Genomic DNA, 20,345 nt, shown 5'->3' with positions numbered 1-20,345 from the left:
CCAAAATTTAAGTCAATGAAAAACATCGCTTTTTTTTACTGGTGAAAAAATCGTCAGTTTGACTGCGAGCCCCATTCCACAGGGGTTTGCAAGAGTTCAAGGGCGGTTGTCCACTGACTTATCCACAGCTTCTGTGGATTGTCCCGAGCGCTTGCTCTAGGACGGGCGTGCCGGGTTTTTTTAGGCTTTACCTGTAGGAAAAAAAGAGTAGAGTGGCGCGCCTTCCGATCTGCCCTACAGTGTTTTATGAAGTTTCGTTCAGTATCAGTTTCCGTAACCACTCCACCCACAGCTGTTACCCCACCCAAACGCTTTTCAATGCGTGTGGCCGAGTGGTTACTGGACAGCCCGCGCCTTAGTGAAAACACCAACGTCAAACATTTTGCCGGACGCCTGCTCAAGCAACCGGCGCGCGAAGGTATCGTGGCGGCGCAAAGCCGCCTCGGCCAGTTGATGTGCCGGGAATGTGGCAACGCCCGGGACCGCCGTATAGGCCAGGACCTGTTGCGCCAGGCGGCACGGGCAGGTGATCGACGCGCCCAGCGCGAGCTGGGCCTGGTCGAAGACTGAGCTGTCCAAGACCTGACGCCTTGGTTAACCTTCAGGCTTTATCGAATTAGCAGGAGTGGCTATGGCTATGGACTTGACCAGCATATTGCTTGGTCTGGCAGGAGCGGCATTGCCATTATTGGTACTGGCCTGGCAACTGCAGCGTCGCGCGAGCAGCCTTCAGTCAGAGGTAGCACTGCTGCAAGAGCGCTTGTCCACAGCCCAGCTGGCGCAGGATGGATTGAACGCCCAGCTCGACGCCTGTCGCGATGAAATCGGTGATTTGAGTCAGGTCAACACCCTGCGGCAATCCGATCTGGCGGCTTTGCGTCGTGAAGTCGAGCTGCTGCAGATCGAACGCGATGACGCACGCGACGCATCGCACGCGTGGAATATCGAACGTGCCGGCAAAGAGGCTGATTTGCGCCGCCTCGACGCGCAGACCGCTTCGCTCAACGCCGAGCTGCGGGAGCAGCGGGAAAGCCACCAGCAGCGTCTCAATGACTTGCAAGGCTCGCGAGACGAGCTACGTGCGCAGTTTGCCGAGTTGGCGGGCAAGATTTTCGATGAGCGTGAGCAGCGTTTTGCCGAATCCAGCCAGCAACGCCTCGGTCAATTGCTTGATCCTCTGAAAGAACGCATTCAGTCCTTTGAAAAACGCGTCGAGGAAAGCTACCAGGCAGAAGCGAGAGAGCGTTTCTCCCTGGCCAAAGAGCTCGAGCGCCTGCAGCAGTTGAATCTGCGGTTGAGCGACGAGGCCACGAACCTTACACGCGCTCTGAAGGGTCAGAAGACACAAGGCAACTGGGGCGAGCTGATTCTTGAGCGCGTGCTTGAGCACGCAGGACTGGAAAAGGGCCGTGAGTACCAGACTCAGGTCAATCTGAAAGGCCCGGACGGCGAGCGCTTCCAGCCCGACGTGATCATTTATCTGCCGGGTGACAAGCAGGTGGTGGTCGACTCCAAGGTCAGTCTTACGGCCTATCAGCAATACGTGGCGGCCGAAGACGATGCCATCGGCCAGATCGCCATCAAGCAACACGTGCTGTCCCTGCGCAATCATGTGAAAGGCTTGGCGGGCAAGGATTACAAACGGCTGGACGGCTTGCACAGCCTGGATTTCGTCCTGCTTTTTGTGCCGATAGAAGCGGCATTTTCCGCGGCACTGCAGTCCGAGCCAACGCTGTTTCAGGAAGCGTTCGACCGCAATATCGTGATCGTCAGCCCGACCACCTTGCTCGCCACGCTGCGCGTCATCGACAGTCTGTGGAAGCAGGAGCGCCAGAGCCAGAACGCCCGGGAAATTGCCGAGCGGGCGGGTTGGCTGTACGACAAATTCGTGTTGTTCATTCAGGATCTGGATGAAGTCGGCAATCGCCTGCAGCAGTTGGACAAAGCCTACAGCTCGGCGCGTAACAAGCTGACAGAGGGCCGTGGCAACCTGGTGAGTCGCAGTGAACAACTCAAGTTGCTGGGCGCGCGGGCGAGTAAAAGTCTGCCGGCTGATTTGCTGGAACGGGCGATGACGGATGTGGATGGGTTGGCGGAGTTGCCAGAATAAAGATCAAAAGATCGTCCGATCGCGGCCCGAGCCTTCGGACGATCTTTTAGGGCTTACAACGGCAGATGCCGACTCAATAACGCTCGAAGCGCCGCCGGTTTCACTGGTTTCGCCAGGTAATCCAGCCCCGCCGCATGCACCTGGGCCACCGTCTCCGGCCGCCCATCAGCGCTGATCACTACGCCCGGCACCGGCTCGCCCAGGCGGGTTCGCAGCCACGCCATCAGGTCCGTCCCGGTTTCACCATCATCCAGATGATAATCCACCAGCGCCAACTGCGGTCGTACGCCTTCATTGAGCAGCGCGGCGCATTCTTCACGATTGCGCGCCGTCCACACTTGGCAACCCCACCGGGTCAGCAAACTGTTCATGCCGATCAAGATGCTGTCTTCATTGTCGATACACAGCACCTGGGCCCCGCTGAGCAATTTACCGTTGAGTTCGGCGACTTTGACGGGCATTGCCGTTTGCGTGCGGGCCAACGGCACGCGGACGCTGAACACGCTGCCGCGTCCCGGCCACGATCGTACTTGTAAGGTGTGTCCCAGAACGCGGCATAAGCCGTCAGCGATCGCCAGCCCGAGCCCAAGGCCTTTCTCGGCACGCGTCTGGTGACTGTCGAGGCGTTTGAACTCTTCGAAAATCACCTTTTGCTTGTCTTCCGGGATGCCCGGCCCCCGGTCCCACACTTCCAGGCTCAGCTCGCCTTTGTGTCGCCGAACACCTAGCAACACCGGCCCTTTGGCGTAGCGAAAGGCGTTGGTGAGGAAGTTTTGCAGAATTCGCCTCAGCAATTTGCTGTCGCTTTCGACACGCAGCGAACTGCCTCTGACACGGAATTTCAAACCTTGATCCCGAGCCAGCGCTTTGAATTCCGCACTCAGAATGTCGAAGAGCTCGTTAAGCACAAACGGTTTTGTATCGGGATTTATCTTGCCGTTTTCCAGGCGGGAAATGTCCAGAAGGTCGCTGATCAGGTCTTCGGCCGAACGTAGCGAGGTGTCGAGGTGTTGCACCAGTTTCTGGGCCTCTGCGGACAAGCCGTCGTCCTGATGGGAAAGGGCGGCTGAAAACAGTCGAGCAGCGTTCAGGGGTTGCATCAAGTCATGGCTGACGGCGGCCAGAAACCGGGTTTTCGACTGGTTAGCCGACTCGGCGGTGCCTTTGGCTTCGGTCAGCGCTACGTTCAATTGCGACAGTTCATGAGTACGTTCGGTGACGCGACGCTCCAGGCCTTCATTGGCCTCGGTCAGTGCCTGCTCGGCCTCGCGAAACGCGGTGATGTCGGTGAAGCTCATAACGAAGCCGCCACCCGGCATCGGGTTGCCGATCAGCTCGATCACCCGCCCATTCGGAAACAGTCTTTCAGACGTGTGGGCGCGGCCCTGGCGCATCCAGTGCAGGCGCCGGGCGACGTGCACTTCGGCTTCCCCTGGGCCGCACAGGCCACGCTCGGCGTTGTGGCGAATGATGTCAGCGATGGGGCGACCGACGCTGATCAAGCCGTCCGGATAGTTGAACAGTTCAAGGTAGCGACGATTCCACGCCACCAGTTTGAGCGACTGGTCGACGACGCTGATGCCTTGGGTAATGTTCTCGATCGCGCCTTGCAGCAATGCGCGGTTGAATTGCAGGACTTCAGAGGCTTCGTCGGCGATTCGCACGACATCCTCGAGCTGCATTTCCCGACCTTCAATGGCCGCCTTCACCACGGCGCGCGTCGATGAAGCGCCCAGTACACCAGCCAGCAAGCGTTCGGTGTGGGCGATCCACTCGCCGTCGGCATTCTGGTTCGGATTGAAGCCTTTGCCTTGGCGATAGGCGAAGCGGATGAAGCTCTGACGAGCGCGTTCCTCACCGACAAAGCGTGCCGCGAGTTGCAGCAAGTCGTCTATCTGCACGGCCAGCATCGAGCGTGCGCTTGGGCGTGCGCTGATTTCCTGTCCGATAAAACGACCGGCCTGCCAGTGTTCCGATACCCGCGTGCGCGACAGCACGGAGACCCAGGCGAACAGCGTGAAGTTGGCCGCCAGCGATAACACAACGCCCTGGGTCAGCGGAGTCAGTGGCAGGTTCAGCGGGTTGCTGTGCAGCCACGCCAATCCCGGGAAGGTGTTGAGCGACCAGCCCAGGCTGTGGGCGGCAATAGGCAGGATCAGGGTGTAGAACCAGAGAAATGTCCCGGCGGCTAGGCCGGCGAACACACCTCGGCGGTTGGCCTGTTTCCAGTACAGCGCGCCGAGCATGGCCGGGGCCAGTTGGGTCACGGCAGCGAAGGCGATCTGGCCAATGGTCGCCAGGCTCGCGGTAGAGCCCAGCAAGCGATAGCTGACATACGCCAGGAGCAGAATCACCACGATGCTGACGCGGCGCACCGACAGCATCCACTGACGGAATACTTCGAACGGACGCTCGGCATTGTTGCGGCGCAATAGCCATGGCAACAGCATGTCGTTGGACACCATGGTCGACAGCGCCACGCTGGCGACGATCACCATGCCGGTCGCTGCCGAGGCGCCACCAATAAACGCCAGGAGCGCCAGGGCAGGGTGGGACTGCGCCAGCGGCAGGCTGATAACGAACGAGTCTGGCAGCACCGAGCTGGGCAGCAACATCTGACCTGCCAGGGCGATGGGTACGACAAACAGAGCCGCGAGTGCCAGGTAGGCGGGAAACACCCATTTCGCCAGGCGCAAGTCCTGAGGCTCGATGTTCTCGACCACGGTCACGTGGAATTGCCGGGGCAGGCAGATAATCGCCATCATCGCCACACCGGTTTGAACCACCATGGACGGCCAGTTGATCGTTTCCTTCCAGTATTGCTCCAGCCGCGGGGCAAGCATGGCCTGATTGAACAAGTCGTCAAATCCGTCGTAGAGGCCGTAGGTCACGAATGCACCGACGGCAAGAAAAGCGAAGAGCTTGACCAGCGACTCGAACGCGATCGCCAACACCATGCCCCGGTGGTGCTCCGTGGCATCGAGGTTGCGGGTACCGAACACGATGGTGAACAGCGCAAGCACCAGCGACACGATCAGCGCCGTGTCCTGCGCGCGCACGCCCATCGCGTCAGCACCAGCGCCGATCAACAAATTCACGCCGAGCACGATGCCTTTGAGTTGCAAAGCGATGTAGGGCAAAACGCCGACGAGGCAAATCAGCGCAACGACCACGGCCAGCGACTGGGATTTGCCGTAGCGTGCCGCGATAAAGTCGGCGATGGAGGTGATGTTCTCCTGTTTGCTGATCATCACCATTTTCTGCAGGACCCAAGGGGCGCAGACCAGCAGCAGGATTGGTCCGAGGTAGATCGGCAGGAATGACCAGAGTTGTTCGGCGGCCTGGCCCACGGCCCCGAAAAAAGTCCAGCTGGTGCAGTAAACCGCCAGCGACAGGCTGTACACCCAGGCACGCACGCGCGGTGGCAACGGCGCGGCGCGGCGGTCACCGTAGAAGGCGATAGCGAACATGATGGCCATATAGGCCAGGGCGACGGCGGCGATCAGCCCGCTGGACAGCGACATGAGAACTCCAGGCAAAAGACACCCGGGACTCCAGCCCGGTCAGACAGTCTCGCACGATGTCGGGGGTTCGTCAGTGTCGACCAAGGTCGTGGCGTGGCGGGGTGTCGCAGGGTAGACAGGCCGGTAGCTTTTCTGCTGTTTTTGCAGGCCTCATCGCGAGCGAGCTAGGCTCCCACAGATGATTGGTGCGCTCAGCTTTGGGGGATGACTGGGTTGTCTGGACTGGTGCGGTCAGCTTTGGGGGATGACTGGGTTGTCTGGACTGGTGCGGTCAGCTTTGGGGGATGACTGGTAGTCGGGACTGCTGCGGTCAACTGTGGGAGCCGAGCTTGCTCGCGATGGCGTCGTCACTGATCCAGCGCGATCTCGAGCAACGTGTGCAACTCCTCAACCTCCAGCGCCTTCTCGGAAAACAGAATGCGAAACACCGTCGGCGCCGCCACCAGGTTGATCAGCCGGTCGACGCTTGGCTTCGGCACATCGGGGTAGCGATCCAGAATCGTCTGCAACTGCGCGCCAATGATCGTCACGCAGTAACCGGGTGTCAGGCTGGATTGAACATCGCGCAGCATGTTGCGACCGGGTTCGGAACTCATCTCGTCCAGATATTGCTCGGCCCACGCCCGCACATCACCGCGCAAGCTGCCGGTGTTGGCGGGCTCGCCATCCGGCTGCATGCGCGCCAGGGCAACGTCGGCCAGCAACACGGACAAATCGCCCCAACGCCGATAAATGGTCGACGGGGTAACCCCTGCACGGGCAGCGATCTGCGGCACGGTCACGGTTGAGCGCTCCTGTTCTTCCAGGAGTTCGCGGACCGCCGAGTGAATCGACTCTTGCACCCGGGCGCTGCGGCCGCCGGGGCGTAAACCTTCTTTAATAGCCATGCATCGGACCTTAACACAAAGAATTTGCTTTAAGGGCTAGTCAGTAGCACACTCCACAAAAGCAAAATATTAGCTTTTGCGGAGACAGTCCATGTCCAGCTCAGCCTCACAAAAGACCAGCCTGTGGTTTCTGGCGTTTACCTTACTCAGTTTCCTGGCGGCTTCCACCGCGCCGACGCCCCTTTATCACTTGTATCAGGAACATCTGCAGTTTTCGGCTGCGACCCTGACGGTAATTTTCGGCGTGTACGCTATCAGCTTGCTGGTGGCGCTGCTGACCGTCGGTTCGCTGTCGGACTTCCTCGGACGGAAACCGGTCATTTTCGCCGCAGTTTTGCTCAACATGCTTGCGATGTTGCTGTTTATCAATGCCGACAGTGTCGCGTGGCTGATCGCCGCCAGAGTGCTGCAGGGATTTGCCACCGGGATGGCAACCTCAGTGCTGAGTGCGGCGCTGCTCGACACTGATCGTCAGCAAGGCCCCTTGGTCAATAGCGTTGCGCCACTGCTGGGGATGGCAATGGGTGCGATGGGGTGCGGCTTGCTGGCCGAATTCGCGCCACTGCCGTTGCAGCTCACCTATTGGGTGCTGCTGGCGCTGTTCGCAATGCAGGCCCTGTACGTGTGGCGGCTGCCGGAAAGCGTCAGTCGGCAACCGGGTGCATTGGCTTCTCTGCGCCCGACCTTGCACGTTCCGACTCAGGCCCGGCGTGCGCTATGGCGAGTGTTGCCCATCGACATCGCCGTGTGGGCGCTGGGTGGTTTTTACGCCTCGCTGGCACCGTCGCTGGTGCGCACCGCCACCGGATCGACTTCGAACCTGATCGGTGGGGCGACGGTCGCCGCATTGACGGTCACGGGCGCCCTGATGATCTACACCTTGCGTAACCGTCCTGCCGACAAGGTTCTGCAGTTGGGCGCCAGCCTGTTGCCGGTGGGTGTCGCGTTGATTCTGATCGCCGTACACAGTGCGAGCCTGTCGCTGTTTTTCGTGGGGACGCTGGTGGCGGGCTGTGGCTTCGGCGCGGGTTTTCTGGGTGCATTGCGCAGTGTCGTGCCGCTGGCACTGCCCCATGAACGAGCGGGGTTGATGTCGGCGTTTTATGTGCTCAGTTATCTGGCGTTCTGCTTGCCATCGTTGTTGGCGGGCAACCTGACGCGGACCTTCGGTCTGGTGGCAACCACTGATGGGTATGGCGCTGTGCTGATTATTCTGTCGGTGGGCGCACTGCTCACGTTAATGCGCCAGCGCTCGTATATCTGTAAAACAGATAACAGTTAGAGATATTACCCGTTATATAGATATTCGATTCGGTTCTACCATGGCTTCCACCTCACCAGAGGACAGGAGACCGCCATGACATGCACCCAGGCCAAAACCGGCATCAAACCTTTCAGCCACCTCCAACACCCGCGCGAAGTGATTCGTCAATTCACCCCGAACTGGTTCGCCGCCACCATGGGTACCGGCGTTCTGGCGTTAGCGTTGGCGCAGGTCCCTGTGGCCATCCCCGGCTTGCACGCCCTCGCCGAAGCGCTGTGGCTGTTCAATATTTTTCTGTTCGTGCTGTTCACCGCCCTCTACGCGGCGCGCTGGACATTGTTCTTCGATGAGGCACGGCAGATCTTCGGGCATTCAACGGTATCGATGTTCTTCGGCACCATTCCCATGGGGCTGGCAACGATCATTAACGGTTTTCTGGTGTTCGGCCTGCCGCGATGGGGCGATGGCGTGATTCAGATCGCCGAGGTGTTGTGGTGGCTGGATGTGGCGATGTCCCTGGCGTGCGGCGTGTTGATCCCTTACATGATGTTCACGCGCCAGGAACACAGCATTGACCAGATGACGGCGGTCTGGCTGTTGCCGGTGGTCGCTGCGGAAGTTGCGGCGGCCAGCGGGGGCTTGCTCGCACCGCATCTGGTCGACGCCCATTCGCAGCTGGTGATGCTGGTGACCAGCTACGTCCTTTGGGCGTTTTCCCTGCCGGTAGCCTTCAGCATTCTGACGATCCTGTTGCTGCGCATGGCGCTGCATAAATTGCCCCACGAAAACATGGCCGCTTCGAGCTGGCTCGCGCTGGGTCCCATTGGCACGGGAGCGCTCGGGATGTTGCTGCTGGGCGCCGATGCACCGGCGATTTTCGCAGCCAACGGTTTGCCGGGTATCGGTGATGTCGCTGCCGGGTTGGGGCTGGTAGCGGGCATTACGCTTTGGGGATTCGGTCTGTGGTGGATGCTGATAGCCGTGCTGATCACCGTCCGTTACCTGCGGGCCGGTATTCCTTTCAATCTGGGCTGGTGGGGCTTTACCTTTCCGCTGGGCGTGTATTCGCTGGCGACGATGAAACTGGCCAGCACTTTGAATCTGGCGTTCTTCGAGGTTTTCGGATGCGTGCTGGTGGGCTTGCTGGCGCTCATGTGGCTGATCGTCAGCAAACGTACGGTGCGGGGAGCCTGGCGAGGGGAGTTGTTTGTCTCGCCTTGTATCGCAGGATTGAAGAAATAACCGGCGAAGATTAGGTAATGTGTGGCCTGGATCGAGCTTCGGCATTCCAATGTCTGTATCCACGCCACTCTTTACTGCAAAAGGGACACACGGAAGATGAGCCACCCCTCACAGTTCACCTTGCTTCGCACCCGACGTTTCCTGCCTTTTTTTGTGACCCAGTCGCTTGGGGCGTTCAACGACAACATCTTCAAGCAGTCACTGATCCTCGCCATTCTCTACAAATTGACCATCGACGGTGATCGTTCGATTTGGGTCAATCTCTGTGCATTACTGTTCATCCTCCCGTTCTTCCTGTTTTCGGCGTTGGCTGGTCAGTTCGGCGAGAAGTTCGCCAAGGACGCATTGATCCGTCTGATCAAGCTTGGGGAAATCGCCATCATGGCGGTCGGTGCAGTCGGGTTCATGTTCGATCATCTGTCGCTGATGCTGGTGGCGCTGTTCGCCATGGGCACTCATTCGGCGCTGTTCGGGCCGGTGAAGTATTCGATACTGCCCCAGGCCTTGCGTGAGGAAGAACTGGTCGGCGGCAATGGACTGGTCGAGATGGGAACATTCCTGGCGATCCTCGCCGGAACCATCGGCGCCGGCATCATGATGTCGTCCTCTCATTACGCTCCCATCGTTTCTACCGCGATTATTGGCATCGCCGTACTCGGCTATCTCGCCAGCCGCAGCATTCCTCGCGCGGCAGCCTCAACGCCGAACATGCGCCTGAACTGGAACATTTTCAGTGAGTCCTGGGCCACCTTGAAGCTTGGCCTCGGGCAGACGCCAGCGGTGTCGCGCTCCATTGTCGGTAACTCGTGGTTCTGGTTCGTCGGGGCGATTTATCTGACGCAGATCCCGGCGTATGCCAAGGAATGGATGCACGGGGACGAAACCGTAGTGACCCTGATTCTGACGGTGTTCTCGGTGGGTATCGCACTCGGTTCGATGCTCTGCGAGAAGCTCTCTGGCCGTAAGGTGGAGATCGGCTTGGTGCCGTTCGGCTCGTTCGGCCTGACGGTTTTCGGTCTGCTGTTATGGTGGCATTCCGGTGGAATCCCGGACAGCGTCGCGGGCCACGGCTGGATCGAAGTGCTGGGGTTCGGGCACACCTGGCTTGTGCTGTTCGACATTCTCGGTCTGGGTGTATTCGGCGGTTTCTACATCGTGCCGCTTTACGCGCTGATCCAGTCCCGTACTGCCGAGAACGAAAGGGCGCGCGTGATAGCCGCCAACAACATTCTCAACGCGCTGTTCATGGTGGTCTCGGCGATTGTCTCCATCGTGCTGCTGAGCATGGTCAAGCTGTCGATCCCTCAGTTGTTCCTCGTAGTGTCACTGCTGAACATCGGCGTGAATGCCTACATTTTCAGCATTGTTCCCGAGTTCACCATGCGTTTCATGATCTGGCTGCTCAGCCACTCCATGTACCGGGTCGAGCACCGAAATCTGCAGCTGATTCCCGACGAAGGCGCCGCGTTGCTGGTCTGCAACCATGTGTCGTTCGTCGATGCGTTGCTCATTGGCGGTGCGGTGCGTCGGCCGATTCGCTTTGTGATGTATTACAAGATCTACAACCTGCCGGTGCTGAACTTTATCTTCCGCACGGCGGGTACGATCCCGATCGCGGGGCGTCAGGAAGATATTCAGATCTACGAAAAGGCTTTCAAGCGGATCGCTCAATACCTCAAAGATGGTGAGTTGGTGTGTATCTTTCCAGAGGGCAAGCTGACTACGGATGGCGAGATCAACGAGTTCAGGGGCGGGTTGACGCGGATTCTCGAAGAGACACCGGTGCCGGTGATTCCGTTGGCGTTGCAGGGGTTGTGGGGGAGTTTTTTCAGCCGCGATCCGGACAAAGGTGTGTTTCGTCGGCTGTGGTCGCGGGTGACGCTGGTCGCTGGGCCGGCAGTGCCGGTTGAAGCTGCGGAACCAGCCAAATTGCAAGGCCTGGTGGGGGCATTACGCGGCGCTGTGCGCTGATTCATTCTTTCGCGGGCCGCCCTGCACGCGTGCCCGCTGGGGGATTCAGCCCGCCATCGCCAACCGGTTGCGTCCCTCGCGCTTGGCCACGTACAGCGCACTGTCGGCGCGGCGCAACAGGCTTTCGGCCGACTCGCCAGGCAACAAGGTTGAACAACCAAGGCTGACCGTCAGTTCGACCGACTTGCCGTCGGCCGAATACTCTTTGGCCTGCGTCGCAAATCGCAGTCGTTCGCCCACCAGGGCTGCGGCTTCACGCCCGGTGTTGGACAGCAGGATCAAAAACTCTTCACCGCCGAAACGGAACACCATGTCTACGTTGCGCAGTTGGCTTTTGATCGCGGTGGCGACGGCTTTGAGGACCTCATCACCGGCACTGTGACCATGGTCGTCATTGATGCGTTTGAAGTGATCGATGTCCAGCATCAACAGCGATAAAGGCTGCAGGTGACGGCGCGACATGTCGATTTCCCGTTGCAACGTCTGGTCCATGGCGATGCGGTTACCGGTATCTGTCAGCGGATCGCGTAACGCGCTTTGGGTGGCGGCCCGATAAAGCAAAGTGTTGCGCATCGGGAACAGCAGTGCAGACAACAGGGACTCGAGATGGCCCTGTTCCTGATCGCTGAAACGCTGGTTGCGGCGAAAAACCAATTCTCCCAGATGCTCACCTTCATGGCTGAGGCTGTAACTGATCGAATGATGACCGCGCTGGCCGAATTCCAGGCGCAGATCAGTGGCCTTGTGTTCGTAGCTTAAGGCGTCGAGCGGTACCAATCGTTGAATTTCGCGGAAAAAGAGACCGAGTATGCGTTGCGGCTCAAGGCTGGTCTGAAGCTGCAGGCAGAGCTGTTGACGCAACTGCGCAAGGCTGACCGGTCTTTCCAGAATCGGGGGCTGCTGTCCAAAGCCCAGGCGTTGCAATTTCGCACTATCGAAGTCAATCGCGTTGGTCTGGGATGGTGATTTCATATGGCATGCGCCCCTAAGCAGCAAGACAGTCTTACAAGCTGGGTGAGAGCGGCGTAGGGCAGCGCATCATACTGGTCCATCAGTCCCGTAGGACGTTTGAATCAAGTCTAGTCCGCTTTTGGCGACGATTATTAACCTATCGACTTACGCATCGCCCGATGTGCCTTCACTCGGCGTGTCTGAGCAAAATTAGAGCGAAAGTCGTGCCATTCAGTTCAGTCGATTTAAAAGCTTTTGAAATCAATAGGCTGAGCATTTGACAGGGCGGATTTGGCGAATTAGGTGACGGTTGTTTGACGAAGAACTCGTGCATTTGCGACGGCTGTTACGCACCGCGACGGGAAGCCGCCGCGATACGTAGGGCGACGCACGGTGTTACTGGGCGTTGAATGCCTGACCGTTGACGCCAGTGCTGTCCGGCCCCATCAGGTAGAGGTAGACCGGCATGATCTCCTCGGGTGTCGGGTTGTTCAGCGGATTTTCACCAGGGTAAGCCTGGGCGCGCATGCTGGTGCGGGTTGCGCCGGGGTTAATGCTGTTGGAACGCATCGGGGCGACGGTATCGACCTCGTCGGCGAGGGTCTGCATCAGGCCTTCGGTGGCGAACTTGGAGACGCCATAAGCCCCCCAATACGCCCGGCCTTTACGTCCTACACTGCTGGACGTGAACACCACCGATGCATCCGCAGACAGCTTGAGCAGTGGCAAGAGGGTGCTGGTGAGCATGAACATGGCGTTGACGTTGACGTGCATGACACGCATGAAATTTTCGCCGGACAACTGTTCGATCGGCGTGCGCGGACCAATGATCGACGCGTTGTGCAGCAAGCCATCGAGGTGACCGAATTCGGTTTCGATCATCGCTGCCAGCTCATCGTATTGATGGGGCAGGGCGGTTTCCAGGTTGAACGGGATCACGGCCGGTTGTGCATGGCCGGCGGCTTCGATTTCGTCATAGACCTGAGTCAGGTTGGCTTCTGTCTTACCCAGCAGCAACACGGTGGCGCCGTGAGCGGCGTAGGTTTTTGCAGCTGCAGCGCCAATGCCACGGCCAGCGCCGGTGACCAGAATCACCCGGCCTTTGAGCAGGTCGGGACGGGCGGAATAATCAAACATAAAAAACCTCAACAAATCAGAATGCGGGCAGTTGCGATCGGAGCGCGATCCCTGTGGGAGTCTGGCTTGCCAGCGATGACGTATTTCAATTCGCTATCGCCGGCAAGCCGTGCTCCTGTAAAAAAGGTCGGTTCAGCAGCTACAAAGAGCGCTATCCAGCACCTTGCGCAACTCCAGCGGATGATCAACCACCACATCCGCACCCCAGTGCCGCGGGTTGTCGTCTGGATGGATGTAGCCATAGGTCACTGCAGCCGTTTTGGTGCCGGCATCGCGCCCGGACTCGATATCGCGCAGGTCATCACCCACAAACAACACGCTGGCCGGATCCAGGTCGAGCATCTTGCAGGCGAGGATCAGCGGTTCCGGGTCCGGCTTGCTGTTCTTCACGTGGTCAGGGCAGATCAGCAACGCCGAACGCTCGGCCAACCCCAATTGCTGCATGATCGGCTCGGCGAACCGCAGGGGCTTGTTGGTGACCACTCCCCAGATCAAGTTGGCTTTTTCGATATCGGCCAGCAGTTCACCCATGCCGTCGAACAATTTGCTGTGAACGGCACACCCTTTTACGTAGCGATCCAGGAACTCCAGGCGCAGCTCCTCGAAGCCAGGCGATTCCGGGTCCATGGAAAAGGTCACTGCGACCATCGCCTTGGCACCACCGGATATCTCGTCGCGAATGTGTTTGTCGTTCATCGGCGGCATGCCGCGGTCGGCACGCATCGCCTGACAAATGGCGATAAAGTCCGGCGCGGTGTCGAGCAGCGTGCCGTCCATGTCAAAAAGGACTGCTCTGATACGCATCGGCTTACTCCTCGCGCAGGGTCTGGATCATGTAGTTGACGTCCACATCGGAAGCCAGTTTGTAGTGCTTGGTCAGCGGGTTGTAAGTCAGCCCGATGATGTCCTTGACGGTCAGGCCGGCCATGCGGCTCCAGGCACCGAGCTCCGAAGGGCGGATGAATTTCTTGAAATCATGGGTGCCGCGCGGCAGCAGCTTCATGATGTATTCAGCGCCAACAATGGCGAACAGATAGGCTTTCGGGTTGCGATTGATTGTGGAGAAGAACACCTGGCCGCCCGGTTTGACCATCTTGTAGCAAGCGCGGATCACGGAGGACGGATCCGGCACGTGTTCGAGCATTTCCAGGCAAGTGACCACGTCGAACTGCTCGGGCATTTCTTCCGCCAAGGCTTCGGCGGTGATCTGCCGGTACTCGACCGTTACACCCGATTCCAGTTGGTGCAGCTGCGCCACCGCCAGCGGCGCTTCGCCCATGTCGATGCCCATGACGGTCGCGCCGCGTTGGGCCATGGCCTCGCTCAGAATGCCGCCGCCGCAACCGACGTCGAGGACTTTCTTGCCGGCCAGTTGGACCCGTTCGTCAATCCAGTTGACCCGCAGCGGGTTGATGTCGTGCAGCGGTTTGAACTCGCTCTCGCGGTCCCACCAGCGATGGGCCAGGGCTTCGAATTTGGCGATTTCGGCGTAGTCGACGTTGCTCATGGTTCAGTCCTCTAAAACTTGAAAAATCCTGTTGCCCCGGCAGGTGCCCCGGGGTGCTTACGATTCGGTATGGCCGCTGATCCGCTGGCCCCAGGCCTTGGCGGTAGCGCACAACTGTTCTTCATCCAGACGGGTCAAGCGACGGTCGTCGAGCAGTTGCTTGCCGGCCACCCATAGGTGTTTTACGCAATCGCGGCCGGTGGCATATATAAGCTGTGAAACCGGGTCATAGACGGGTTGCTGGGCCAGGCCGGACAGGTCGAAGGCGACAATGTCCGCGGCCTTGCCGACTTCCAGCGATCCTACGTCGGCCTCGATCCCCATTGACCGGGCGCCGTTCAGCGTGGCCATGCGCAATGCGCGGTGCGCGTCGAGTGCGGTGGCAGAGCCTGCGACGGCTTTGGCCAGCAACGCGGCGGTGCGGGTTTCGCCCAGCAAATCCAGATCATTGTTACTGGCGGCGCCATCGGTGCCGATGGCCACATTGACGCCGGCCTGCCACAGACGCTCGACCGGGCAAAAGCCGCTGGCCAGTTTCAGGTTCGACTCCGGGCAGTGAATAACGTTGGTGTTGCTTTCTACCAGCAATGCCAGGTCGTCTTCGCTGATCTGAGTCATGTGCACCGCCTGGAAGCGCGGTCCCAGCAAGCCCAGGCGGCCGAGACGAGCGAGCGGACGTTCACCGGTCTGGTCGACCGCCTGCTGCACTTCGAATGCAGTTTCGTGGACGTGCATGTGAATCGAAGCGTCCAGTTCTTCAGCGATCACCCGGATCTTCTCCAGGTTTTCGTCGCACACGGTGTAGGGCGCATGCGGGCCGAAGGTGATCCTGATGCGTTCGTGGTGCTTGAGGTCGCCGAACAATTCCACGCCCTGACGAATGGCTTCATCCGCCGTGCTGGCGCCTGGAATGGGAAAGTCGAGGATCGGAATCGCGATTTGTGCGCGAATGCCACTGTTGTGCACGCGCTCGCTGGCAACCTTCGGGAAGAAGTACATGTCAGAGAAACAGGTAATACCGCCTTTGATCTGCTCGGCGATCGCCAGGTCGGTACCATCACGCACGAACGCTTCGTCGACCCACTTGGCTTCAGCCGGCCAGATGTGGTTTTCCAGCCAGGTCATCAGTGGCAGGTCGTCAGCCAGGCCGCGGAACAGTGTCATTGCGGCATGGCCGTGCGCATTGATCAGGCCGGGGCAGACCAGCATGTCCGGCAGTTCGCGCACTTCGGTCGCATCAAGCTTGAGTGCGGTGGCGCGTGGGCCGATAAAAACGATGCGCCCGTCGCGGATGCCAAGGGCATGCTCCTTGAGGACAACGCCTGCGGGTTCGACAGGTACCAACCAGGTCGGCAGCAGCAACAGGTCGAGCGCAGCGGCAGTGTTCGGCATCGAAGATCGGTTCCAGTGCTTTTGTAAAGGATGGCGAAGTATACCCGAGCGTCTTCGCCGGGGGCTCGCTATAATCGGCGGCTTTGTTACTGAGTACGGGGTGTGGGATGCGCGATCGACTGTTGGCTGCGGAGAAGGTAAAGGCCATCGATTGGCGTGATGGCGCCCTGTACCTGCTGGATCAGCGCGTATTGCCGTTCGAGGAAACCTGGATTGCCTGCACCAGCGCCGCCGGTGTGGCCGAGGCCATTCGCTCGATGGTGGTGCGGGGTGCTCCGGCCATTGGCATCAGCGTCGCCTACGGCATGGTACTGGCAGCCCGCGCCCGGTTTGCCGAAGGAGGCGACTGGCAGGCGGCGCTGGAAGCTGATTTCGCACTGCTGGCGGACTCCCGGCCAACGGCGGTCAATCTGTTCTGGGCGCTGGGCCGCATGCGCGATCGCCTGGAGCGCCTGAAGAATCACGCCGATCCACTGGCAGTGCTGGAAGCCGAGGCAATCGCCATTCATGAAAGCGATCGGGAAGCCAACCTGACCATGGCGCAGCTGGGCGTGGACCTGATTCGCAAGCATCAGGGCAACGCTCAGGCGATTCTGACTCACTGCAACACCGGCGCGCTGGCCACTGGCGGCTTCGGCACCGCATTGGGGGTGATTCGCGGAGCGTTCATCGAAGGTATGGTCGAGCGCGTGTACGCCGATGAAACCCGCCCATGGCTTCAAGGCTCGCGCTTGACCGCGTGGGAGTTGGCCAACGAAGGCATTCCCGTCACGGTCAATGCCGACTCTGCTGCAGCCCACATCATGAAAACCAAGGGCATTACCTGGGTGATCGTGGGCGCCGACCGGATCACTGCCAATGGCGACGTGGCCAACAAGATCGGTACCTATCAGCTGGCAGTAAACGCCATGCACCACGGCGTGCGCTTCATGGTCGTGGCCCCGAGTTCAACCATCGACATGAACCTGGCCAGTGGCGACGACATTCCCATTGAAGAGCGCGATGGCCGTGAGTTGCTGGAAGTGGGCGGCAAGCGCGTCGGTGCGGACGTGGATGCGTTCAATCCGGTATTCGACGTGACCCCTGCGGACCTGATCGATGTCATCGTCACCGAAAAAGGCATCGTCGAGCGGCCAGACACCGCGAAAATGGCGCAGTTGATGTGCCGCAAGCGTCTGCATTGATTTCCGTAGCGTCTGAAAGGACTTCATCGCCAGCAGGCTGGCTCCCACAGGGTTTGTGATCGACTTAGATCTAATGTGGGAGCCAGCCTGCTGGCGATTTGGGGCTGAAAGTCAATAAACAACCTTAATTCGGTCGCCAATTCGGCATTCGCAGTAGCTCTAAGCCTCTCTGATCCCCTTCAAGCCTGTCACCGGTCAACTAACTATGCTCCATGCGCATCAGAGGGATAGGTGCGTGGCGGCTCTTGTGATAACATCCGGCGTTTTCCGAGGCAGTCCCACGGGGTTGTCTTTACTGCGCAAATCCATGGCACAACTCGTTGATTTGTCGTAAGTCGGTGTATGGCACTCCAGCCTGCAGCGGCGAGCTTCGTTCGTCCCATATGGATGTGACGAGGTTTCACCAGAAAAAGGAATCAGGCTTCTCATGGGCGAACTGGCCAAAGAAATCCTCCCGGTCAATATCGAAGACGAGCTGAAGCAGTCCTACCTCGACTACGCAATGAGCGTAATTGTCGGGCGGGCACTGCCGGATGCGCGCGATGGCTTGAAGCCCGTGCACCGGCGTGTGCTGTTCGCGATGAGCGAGCTGGGCAACGACTTCAACAAGCCGTACAAGAAATCTGCCCGTGTTGTCGGTGACGTGATCGGTAAGTATCACCCGCACGGTGATACCGCGGTGTACGACACCATCGTTCGTATGGCGCAGCCTTTCTCGCTGCGTTACCTGCTGGTAGACGGGCAGGGCAACTTCGGTTCGGTGGACGGCGACAACGCTGCGGCCATGCGATACACCGAAGTGCGCATGACCAAGCTGGCGCACGAGCTGCTGGCTGACCTGCACAAAGAAACCGTGGACTGGGTGCCGAACTACGACGGCACTGAAATGATCCCGGCGGTCATGCCGACCCGTATTCCCAACCTGTTGGTCAACGGCTCCAGCGGCATCGCCGTGGGCATGGCCACCAACATCCCGCCGCACAACCTCGGTGAAGTCATCGACGGTTGCCTGGCACTCATCGACAACCCCGAGTTGACCATCGATGAGCTGATGCAATACATCCCCGGTCCGGACTTTCCGACCGCTGCGATCATCAACGGTCGTGCCGGCATCATTGAAGCCTACCGTACCGGTCGCGGCCGCATTTACATGCGCGCCCGCTCGACGATCGAAGACATCGACAAGGTCGGTGGTCGTCAGCAGATCGTCATCACCGAACTCCCTTACCAGCTGAACAAGGCCCGTCTGATCGAGAAGATCGCCGAGCTGGTCAAAGAGAAGAAGCTGGAAGGCATCACTGAATTGCGCGACGAGTCCGACAAGGACGGTATGCGCGTCGTGATCGAACTGCGTCGTGGCGAAGTGCCTGAGGTGATCCTCAACAACCTCTACGCCCAGACCCAGCTGCAAGCGGTGTTCGGCATCAACATCGTTGCGCTGATCGACGGCCGTCCGCGGATCCTGAACCTCAAGGACCTGCTGGAAGCCTTCGTTCGCCACCGTCGTGAAGTGGTGACCCGTCGTACCGTGTTCGAACTGCGTAAGGCGCGCGAACGGGGTCACATCCTTGAAGGTCAAGCGGTCGCCCTGTCGAACATTGATCCGGTCATCGCCCTGATCAAGGCTTCGCCGACGCCGTCGGAAGCCAAGGAAGCGCTGATCAAGACTGCGTGGGAATCTTCCGCTGTGGTCGCGATGGTCGAGCGCGCTGGTGCCGACTCTTGCCGTCCAGAGACCCTGGACCCGCAATACGGTCTGCGCGAAGGCAAGTACTTCCTGTCGCCAGAGCAGGCGCAAGCCATTCTCGAACTGCGTCTGCACCGCCTGACCGGTCTGGAACACGAGAAGCTGCTGGCCGAGTATCAAGAGATCCTCAACCAGATCGGCGAGCTGATCCGCATCCTCAACAGCGCCACGCGCCTGATGGAAGTGATCCGCGAAGAGCTGGAAGTGATTCGCGCCGAATACGGCGATGTGCGCCGCACCGAAATTCTTGATGCCCGTCTCGACCTGACCCTGGGTGACATGATCCCGGAAGAAGAGCGCGTCGTGACCATCTCCCACGGTGGCTACGCCAAGACTCAGCCATTGGCTGCGTACCAGGCTCAGCGTCGTGGCGGTAAAGGCAAGTCGGCGACCGGCGTCAAGGATGAGGACTACATCGCTCACCTGCTGGTCGCCAACAGTCACACCACGCTCTTGCTGTTCTCCAGCAAAGGCAAGGTGTACTGGCTGAAAACCTACGAAATCCCGGAAGCCTCCCGCGCTGCCCGTGGTCGTCCGCTGGTCAACCTGCTGCCGCTGGACAGTGATGAATACATCACCACCATGCTGCCGGTCGAGGAGTACACCGAAGGTCACTTCATCTTCATGGCCACCGCCAAAGGCACCGTGAAGAAGACCCCGCTGGAATCCTTCAGCCGTCAACGCAGCGTCGGTCTGATCGCGCTGGAGCTGGACGAAGGTGACGTACTGATTTCTGCCGCCATTACCGATGGCGAGCGCGAAGTCATGCTGTTCTCCGACGGCGGTAAAGTGACTCGCTTCAAGGAAACCGACGTTCGCGCCATGGGCCGTACTGCTCGCGGTGTTCGCGGCATGCGTCTGCCAGAAGGCCAGAAGCTGATTTCCATGCTGATCCCCGAAGAAGGCAGCGAAATCCTCACCGCTTCGGCTCGTGGTTATGGCAAGCGCACGGCGATCAGCGAGTTCCCTGAGTACAAGCGTGGCGGTCAGGGCGTTATCGCCATGGTCAGCAACGACCGTAACGGCCGTCTGGTCGGTGCAGTCCAGGTGCTTGATGGCGAGGAGATCATGCTGATTTCCGACCAGGGCACGCTGGTTCGTACCCGTGTCGACGAAGTGTCGAGCCTGGGTCGTAATACTCAGGGCGTGACCCTGATCAAGCTGGCCAGCGATGAAACGCTGGTCGGTCTGGAGCGGGTTCAGGAACCGTCGGAAGTCGAAGGCGAAGAGCTGGAAGACGGTGAAGAGGGTGCAGTGTTCGACGGTGATGTCGTGATCGACGACAACGTTGCCGAAGACCAGCAACTCGACGCCGCAGCCGACGAAGAACCGCAGGAATAAGCGGACAAGCAGGGGGCGGATGAGAATTCGCCCCCTTGTTGTTTGTCTCTCTGGAATTAATGATGCCCCTGTAGGAGCGAGCTTGCTC

Annotated in this window: 14 protein-coding genes; 7 read left to right on the top strand and 7 right to left on the bottom strand. The window is 59.4% G+C overall.

The window, feature by feature from the left end:
* The first annotated feature begins 246 nt into the window (after positions 1 to 246).
* Together GBC55_RS00255 and rmuC are read left to right on the top strand one after the other, a co-directional pair.
* A complete protein-coding gene (locus GBC55_RS00255) occupies positions 247 to 570 on the top strand; it encodes a sel1 repeat family protein (RefSeq protein ID WP_162436093.1) in 324 nt (107 codons plus the stop codon).
* Between the two features lie 175 nt (positions 571 to 745).
* Entirely contained in the window at positions 746 to 2,110 is a 1,365-nt protein-coding gene (rmuC, locus tag GBC55_RS00250) for a DNA recombination protein RmuC (RefSeq protein ID WP_178114271.1), read from the top strand.
* Between the two features lie 53 nt (positions 2,111 to 2,163).
* On the opposite strand, the gene GBC55_RS00245 is transcribed toward rmuC, so the two are convergent.
* Both GBC55_RS00245 and GBC55_RS00240 read right to left on the bottom strand, forming a co-directional pair.
* The gene (locus GBC55_RS00245) at positions 2,164 to 5,634 is read right to left on the bottom strand and encodes a PAS domain-containing hybrid sensor histidine kinase/response regulator (RefSeq protein ID WP_162436095.1); all 3,471 of its coding nucleotides are present in this window, start codon (positions 5,632 to 5,634) and stop codon (positions 2,164 to 2,166) included.
* A 347-nt stretch (positions 5,635 to 5,981) separates the two neighbouring features.
* A complete protein-coding gene (locus GBC55_RS00240; RefSeq protein ID WP_162436096.1) occupies positions 5,982 to 6,521 on the bottom strand; it encodes a TetR/AcrR family transcriptional regulator in 540 nt (179 codons plus the stop codon).
* A gap of 91 nt (positions 6,522 to 6,612) precedes the next feature.
* Between GBC55_RS00240 and GBC55_RS00235 the strand changes: the two genes are divergently transcribed.
* The 3 genes from GBC55_RS00235 (at position 6,613) to GBC55_RS00225 (ending at position 10,998) form a co-directional block, all read left to right on the top strand.
* Positions 6,613 to 7,803 (top strand): MFS transporter, encoded by a 1,191-nt coding sequence (locus tag GBC55_RS00235; RefSeq protein WP_162436097.1) that lies wholly within the window; start codon positions 6,613 to 6,615, stop codon positions 7,801 to 7,803.
* A gap of 75 nt (positions 7,804 to 7,878) precedes the next feature.
* Positions 7,879 to 9,027, top strand: a complete 1,149-nt coding sequence (locus tag GBC55_RS00230) for a TDT family transporter (protein WP_162436098.1) — start codon at positions 7,879 to 7,881, stop codon at positions 9,025 to 9,027.
* A gap of 96 nt (positions 9,028 to 9,123) precedes the next feature.
* Positions 9,124 to 10,998, top strand: coding sequence for an MFS transporter (locus GBC55_RS00225; protein WP_162436099.1), 1,875 nt, complete (start codon positions 9,124 to 9,126; stop codon positions 10,996 to 10,998).
* Between the two features lie 45 nt (positions 10,999 to 11,043).
* Here the strand turns inward: GBC55_RS00225 and GBC55_RS00220 are convergent, their stop codons facing one another.
* The 5 genes from GBC55_RS00220 to GBC55_RS00200 form a co-directional block, all read right to left on the bottom strand.
* Positions 11,044 to 11,970 (bottom strand): GGDEF domain-containing protein, encoded by a 927-nt coding sequence (locus GBC55_RS00220; protein ID WP_162436100.1) that lies wholly within the window; start codon positions 11,968 to 11,970, stop codon positions 11,044 to 11,046.
* A gap of 375 nt (positions 11,971 to 12,345) precedes the next feature.
* Positions 12,346 to 13,086, bottom strand: a complete 741-nt coding sequence (locus GBC55_RS00215; RefSeq protein ID WP_162436101.1) for a YciK family oxidoreductase — start codon at positions 13,084 to 13,086, stop codon at positions 12,346 to 12,348.
* Positions 13,087 to 13,218: 132 nt separating this feature from the next.
* Positions 13,219 to 13,890 carry an N-acetylmuramic acid 6-phosphate phosphatase MupP gene (gene mupP, locus GBC55_RS00210; protein WP_162436102.1) on the bottom strand — a complete coding sequence of 224 codons (672 nt, stop codon included), beginning with the start codon at positions 13,888 to 13,890 and terminating at the stop codon, positions 13,219 to 13,221.
* Positions 13,891 to 13,894: 4 nt separating this feature from the next.
* On the bottom strand, positions 13,895 to 14,593 hold the full coding sequence (gene ubiG, locus GBC55_RS00205) for a bifunctional 2-polyprenyl-6-hydroxyphenol methylase/3-demethylubiquinol 3-O-methyltransferase UbiG (protein ID WP_162436103.1): 699 nt from the start codon (positions 14,591 to 14,593) through the stop codon (positions 13,895 to 13,897).
* 57 nt (positions 14,594 to 14,650) lie between these two features.
* Positions 14,651 to 15,985 carry a TRZ/ATZ family hydrolase gene (locus GBC55_RS00200; RefSeq protein ID WP_162436104.1) on the bottom strand — a complete coding sequence of 445 codons (1,335 nt, stop codon included), beginning with the start codon at positions 15,983 to 15,985 and terminating at the stop codon, positions 14,651 to 14,653.
* 107 nt (positions 15,986 to 16,092) lie between these two features.
* Here GBC55_RS00200 and mtnA point away from each other — a divergent pair, with 107 nt between their 5' ends.
* On the top strand, positions 16,093 to 17,169 hold the full coding sequence (gene mtnA / locus GBC55_RS00195; protein ID WP_162436105.1) for an S-methyl-5-thioribose-1-phosphate isomerase: 1,077 nt from the start codon (positions 16,093 to 16,095) through the stop codon (positions 17,167 to 17,169).
* A 427-nt stretch (positions 17,170 to 17,596) separates the two neighbouring features.
* Positions 17,597 to 20,257, top strand: a complete 2,661-nt coding sequence (gene gyrA / locus GBC55_RS00190; protein ID WP_162436106.1) for a DNA gyrase subunit A — start codon at positions 17,597 to 17,599, stop codon at positions 20,255 to 20,257.
* Positions 20,258 to 20,345 lie beyond the last annotated feature (88 nt).

It is taken from the genome of Pseudomonas sp. TNT3 (genome assembly GCF_010095445.2).
Taxonomy (GTDB): Bacteria; Pseudomonadota; Gammaproteobacteria; order Pseudomonadales; family Pseudomonadaceae; genus Aquipseudomonas.
Note: the sequence above shows the minus strand (reverse complement) of the source record. Positions and strands in the feature narration are given on the sequence as shown.

Coding starts and splice junctions, on each gene's coding strand:
- GBC55_RS00225 (WP_162436099.1), top strand. CDS start 9,124: ATGAGCCACCCCTCACAGTTCACCTTGCTTCGCACCCGACGTTTCCTG.
- GBC55_RS00235 (WP_162436097.1), top strand. CDS start 6,613: ATGTCCAGCTCAGCCTCACAAAAGACCAGCCTGTGGTTTCTGGCGTTT.
- GBC55_RS00215 (WP_162436101.1), bottom strand. CDS start 13,086: ATGTTTGATTATTCCGCCCGTCCCGACCTGCTCAAAGGCCGGGTGATT.
- gyrA (WP_162436106.1), top strand. CDS start 17,597: ATGGGCGAACTGGCCAAAGAAATCCTCCCGGTCAATATCGAAGACGAG.
- GBC55_RS00230 (WP_162436098.1), top strand. CDS start 7,879: ATGACATGCACCCAGGCCAAAACCGGCATCAAACCTTTCAGCCACCTC.
- mupP (WP_162436102.1), bottom strand. CDS start 13,890: ATGCGTATCAGAGCAGTCCTTTTTGACATGGACGGCACGCTGCTCGAC.
- GBC55_RS00200 (WP_162436104.1), bottom strand. CDS start 15,985: ATGCCGAACACTGCCGCTGCGCTCGACCTGTTGCTGCTGCCGACCTGG.
- GBC55_RS00240 (WP_162436096.1), bottom strand. CDS start 6,521: ATGGCTATTAAAGAAGGTTTACGCCCCGGCGGCCGCAGCGCCCGGGTG.
- GBC55_RS00220 (WP_162436100.1), bottom strand. CDS start 11,970: ATGAAATCACCATCCCAGACCAACGCGATTGACTTCGATAGTGCGAAA.
- ubiG (WP_162436103.1), bottom strand. CDS start 14,593: ATGAGCAACGTCGACTACGCCGAAATCGCCAAATTCGAAGCCCTGGCC.
- mtnA (WP_162436105.1), top strand. CDS start 16,093: ATGCGCGATCGACTGTTGGCTGCGGAGAAGGTAAAGGCCATCGATTGG.
- GBC55_RS00255 (WP_162436093.1), top strand. CDS start 247: ATGAAGTTTCGTTCAGTATCAGTTTCCGTAACCACTCCACCCACAGCT.
- GBC55_RS00245 (WP_162436095.1), bottom strand. CDS start 5,634: ATGTCGCTGTCCAGCGGGCTGATCGCCGCCGTCGCCCTGGCCTATATG.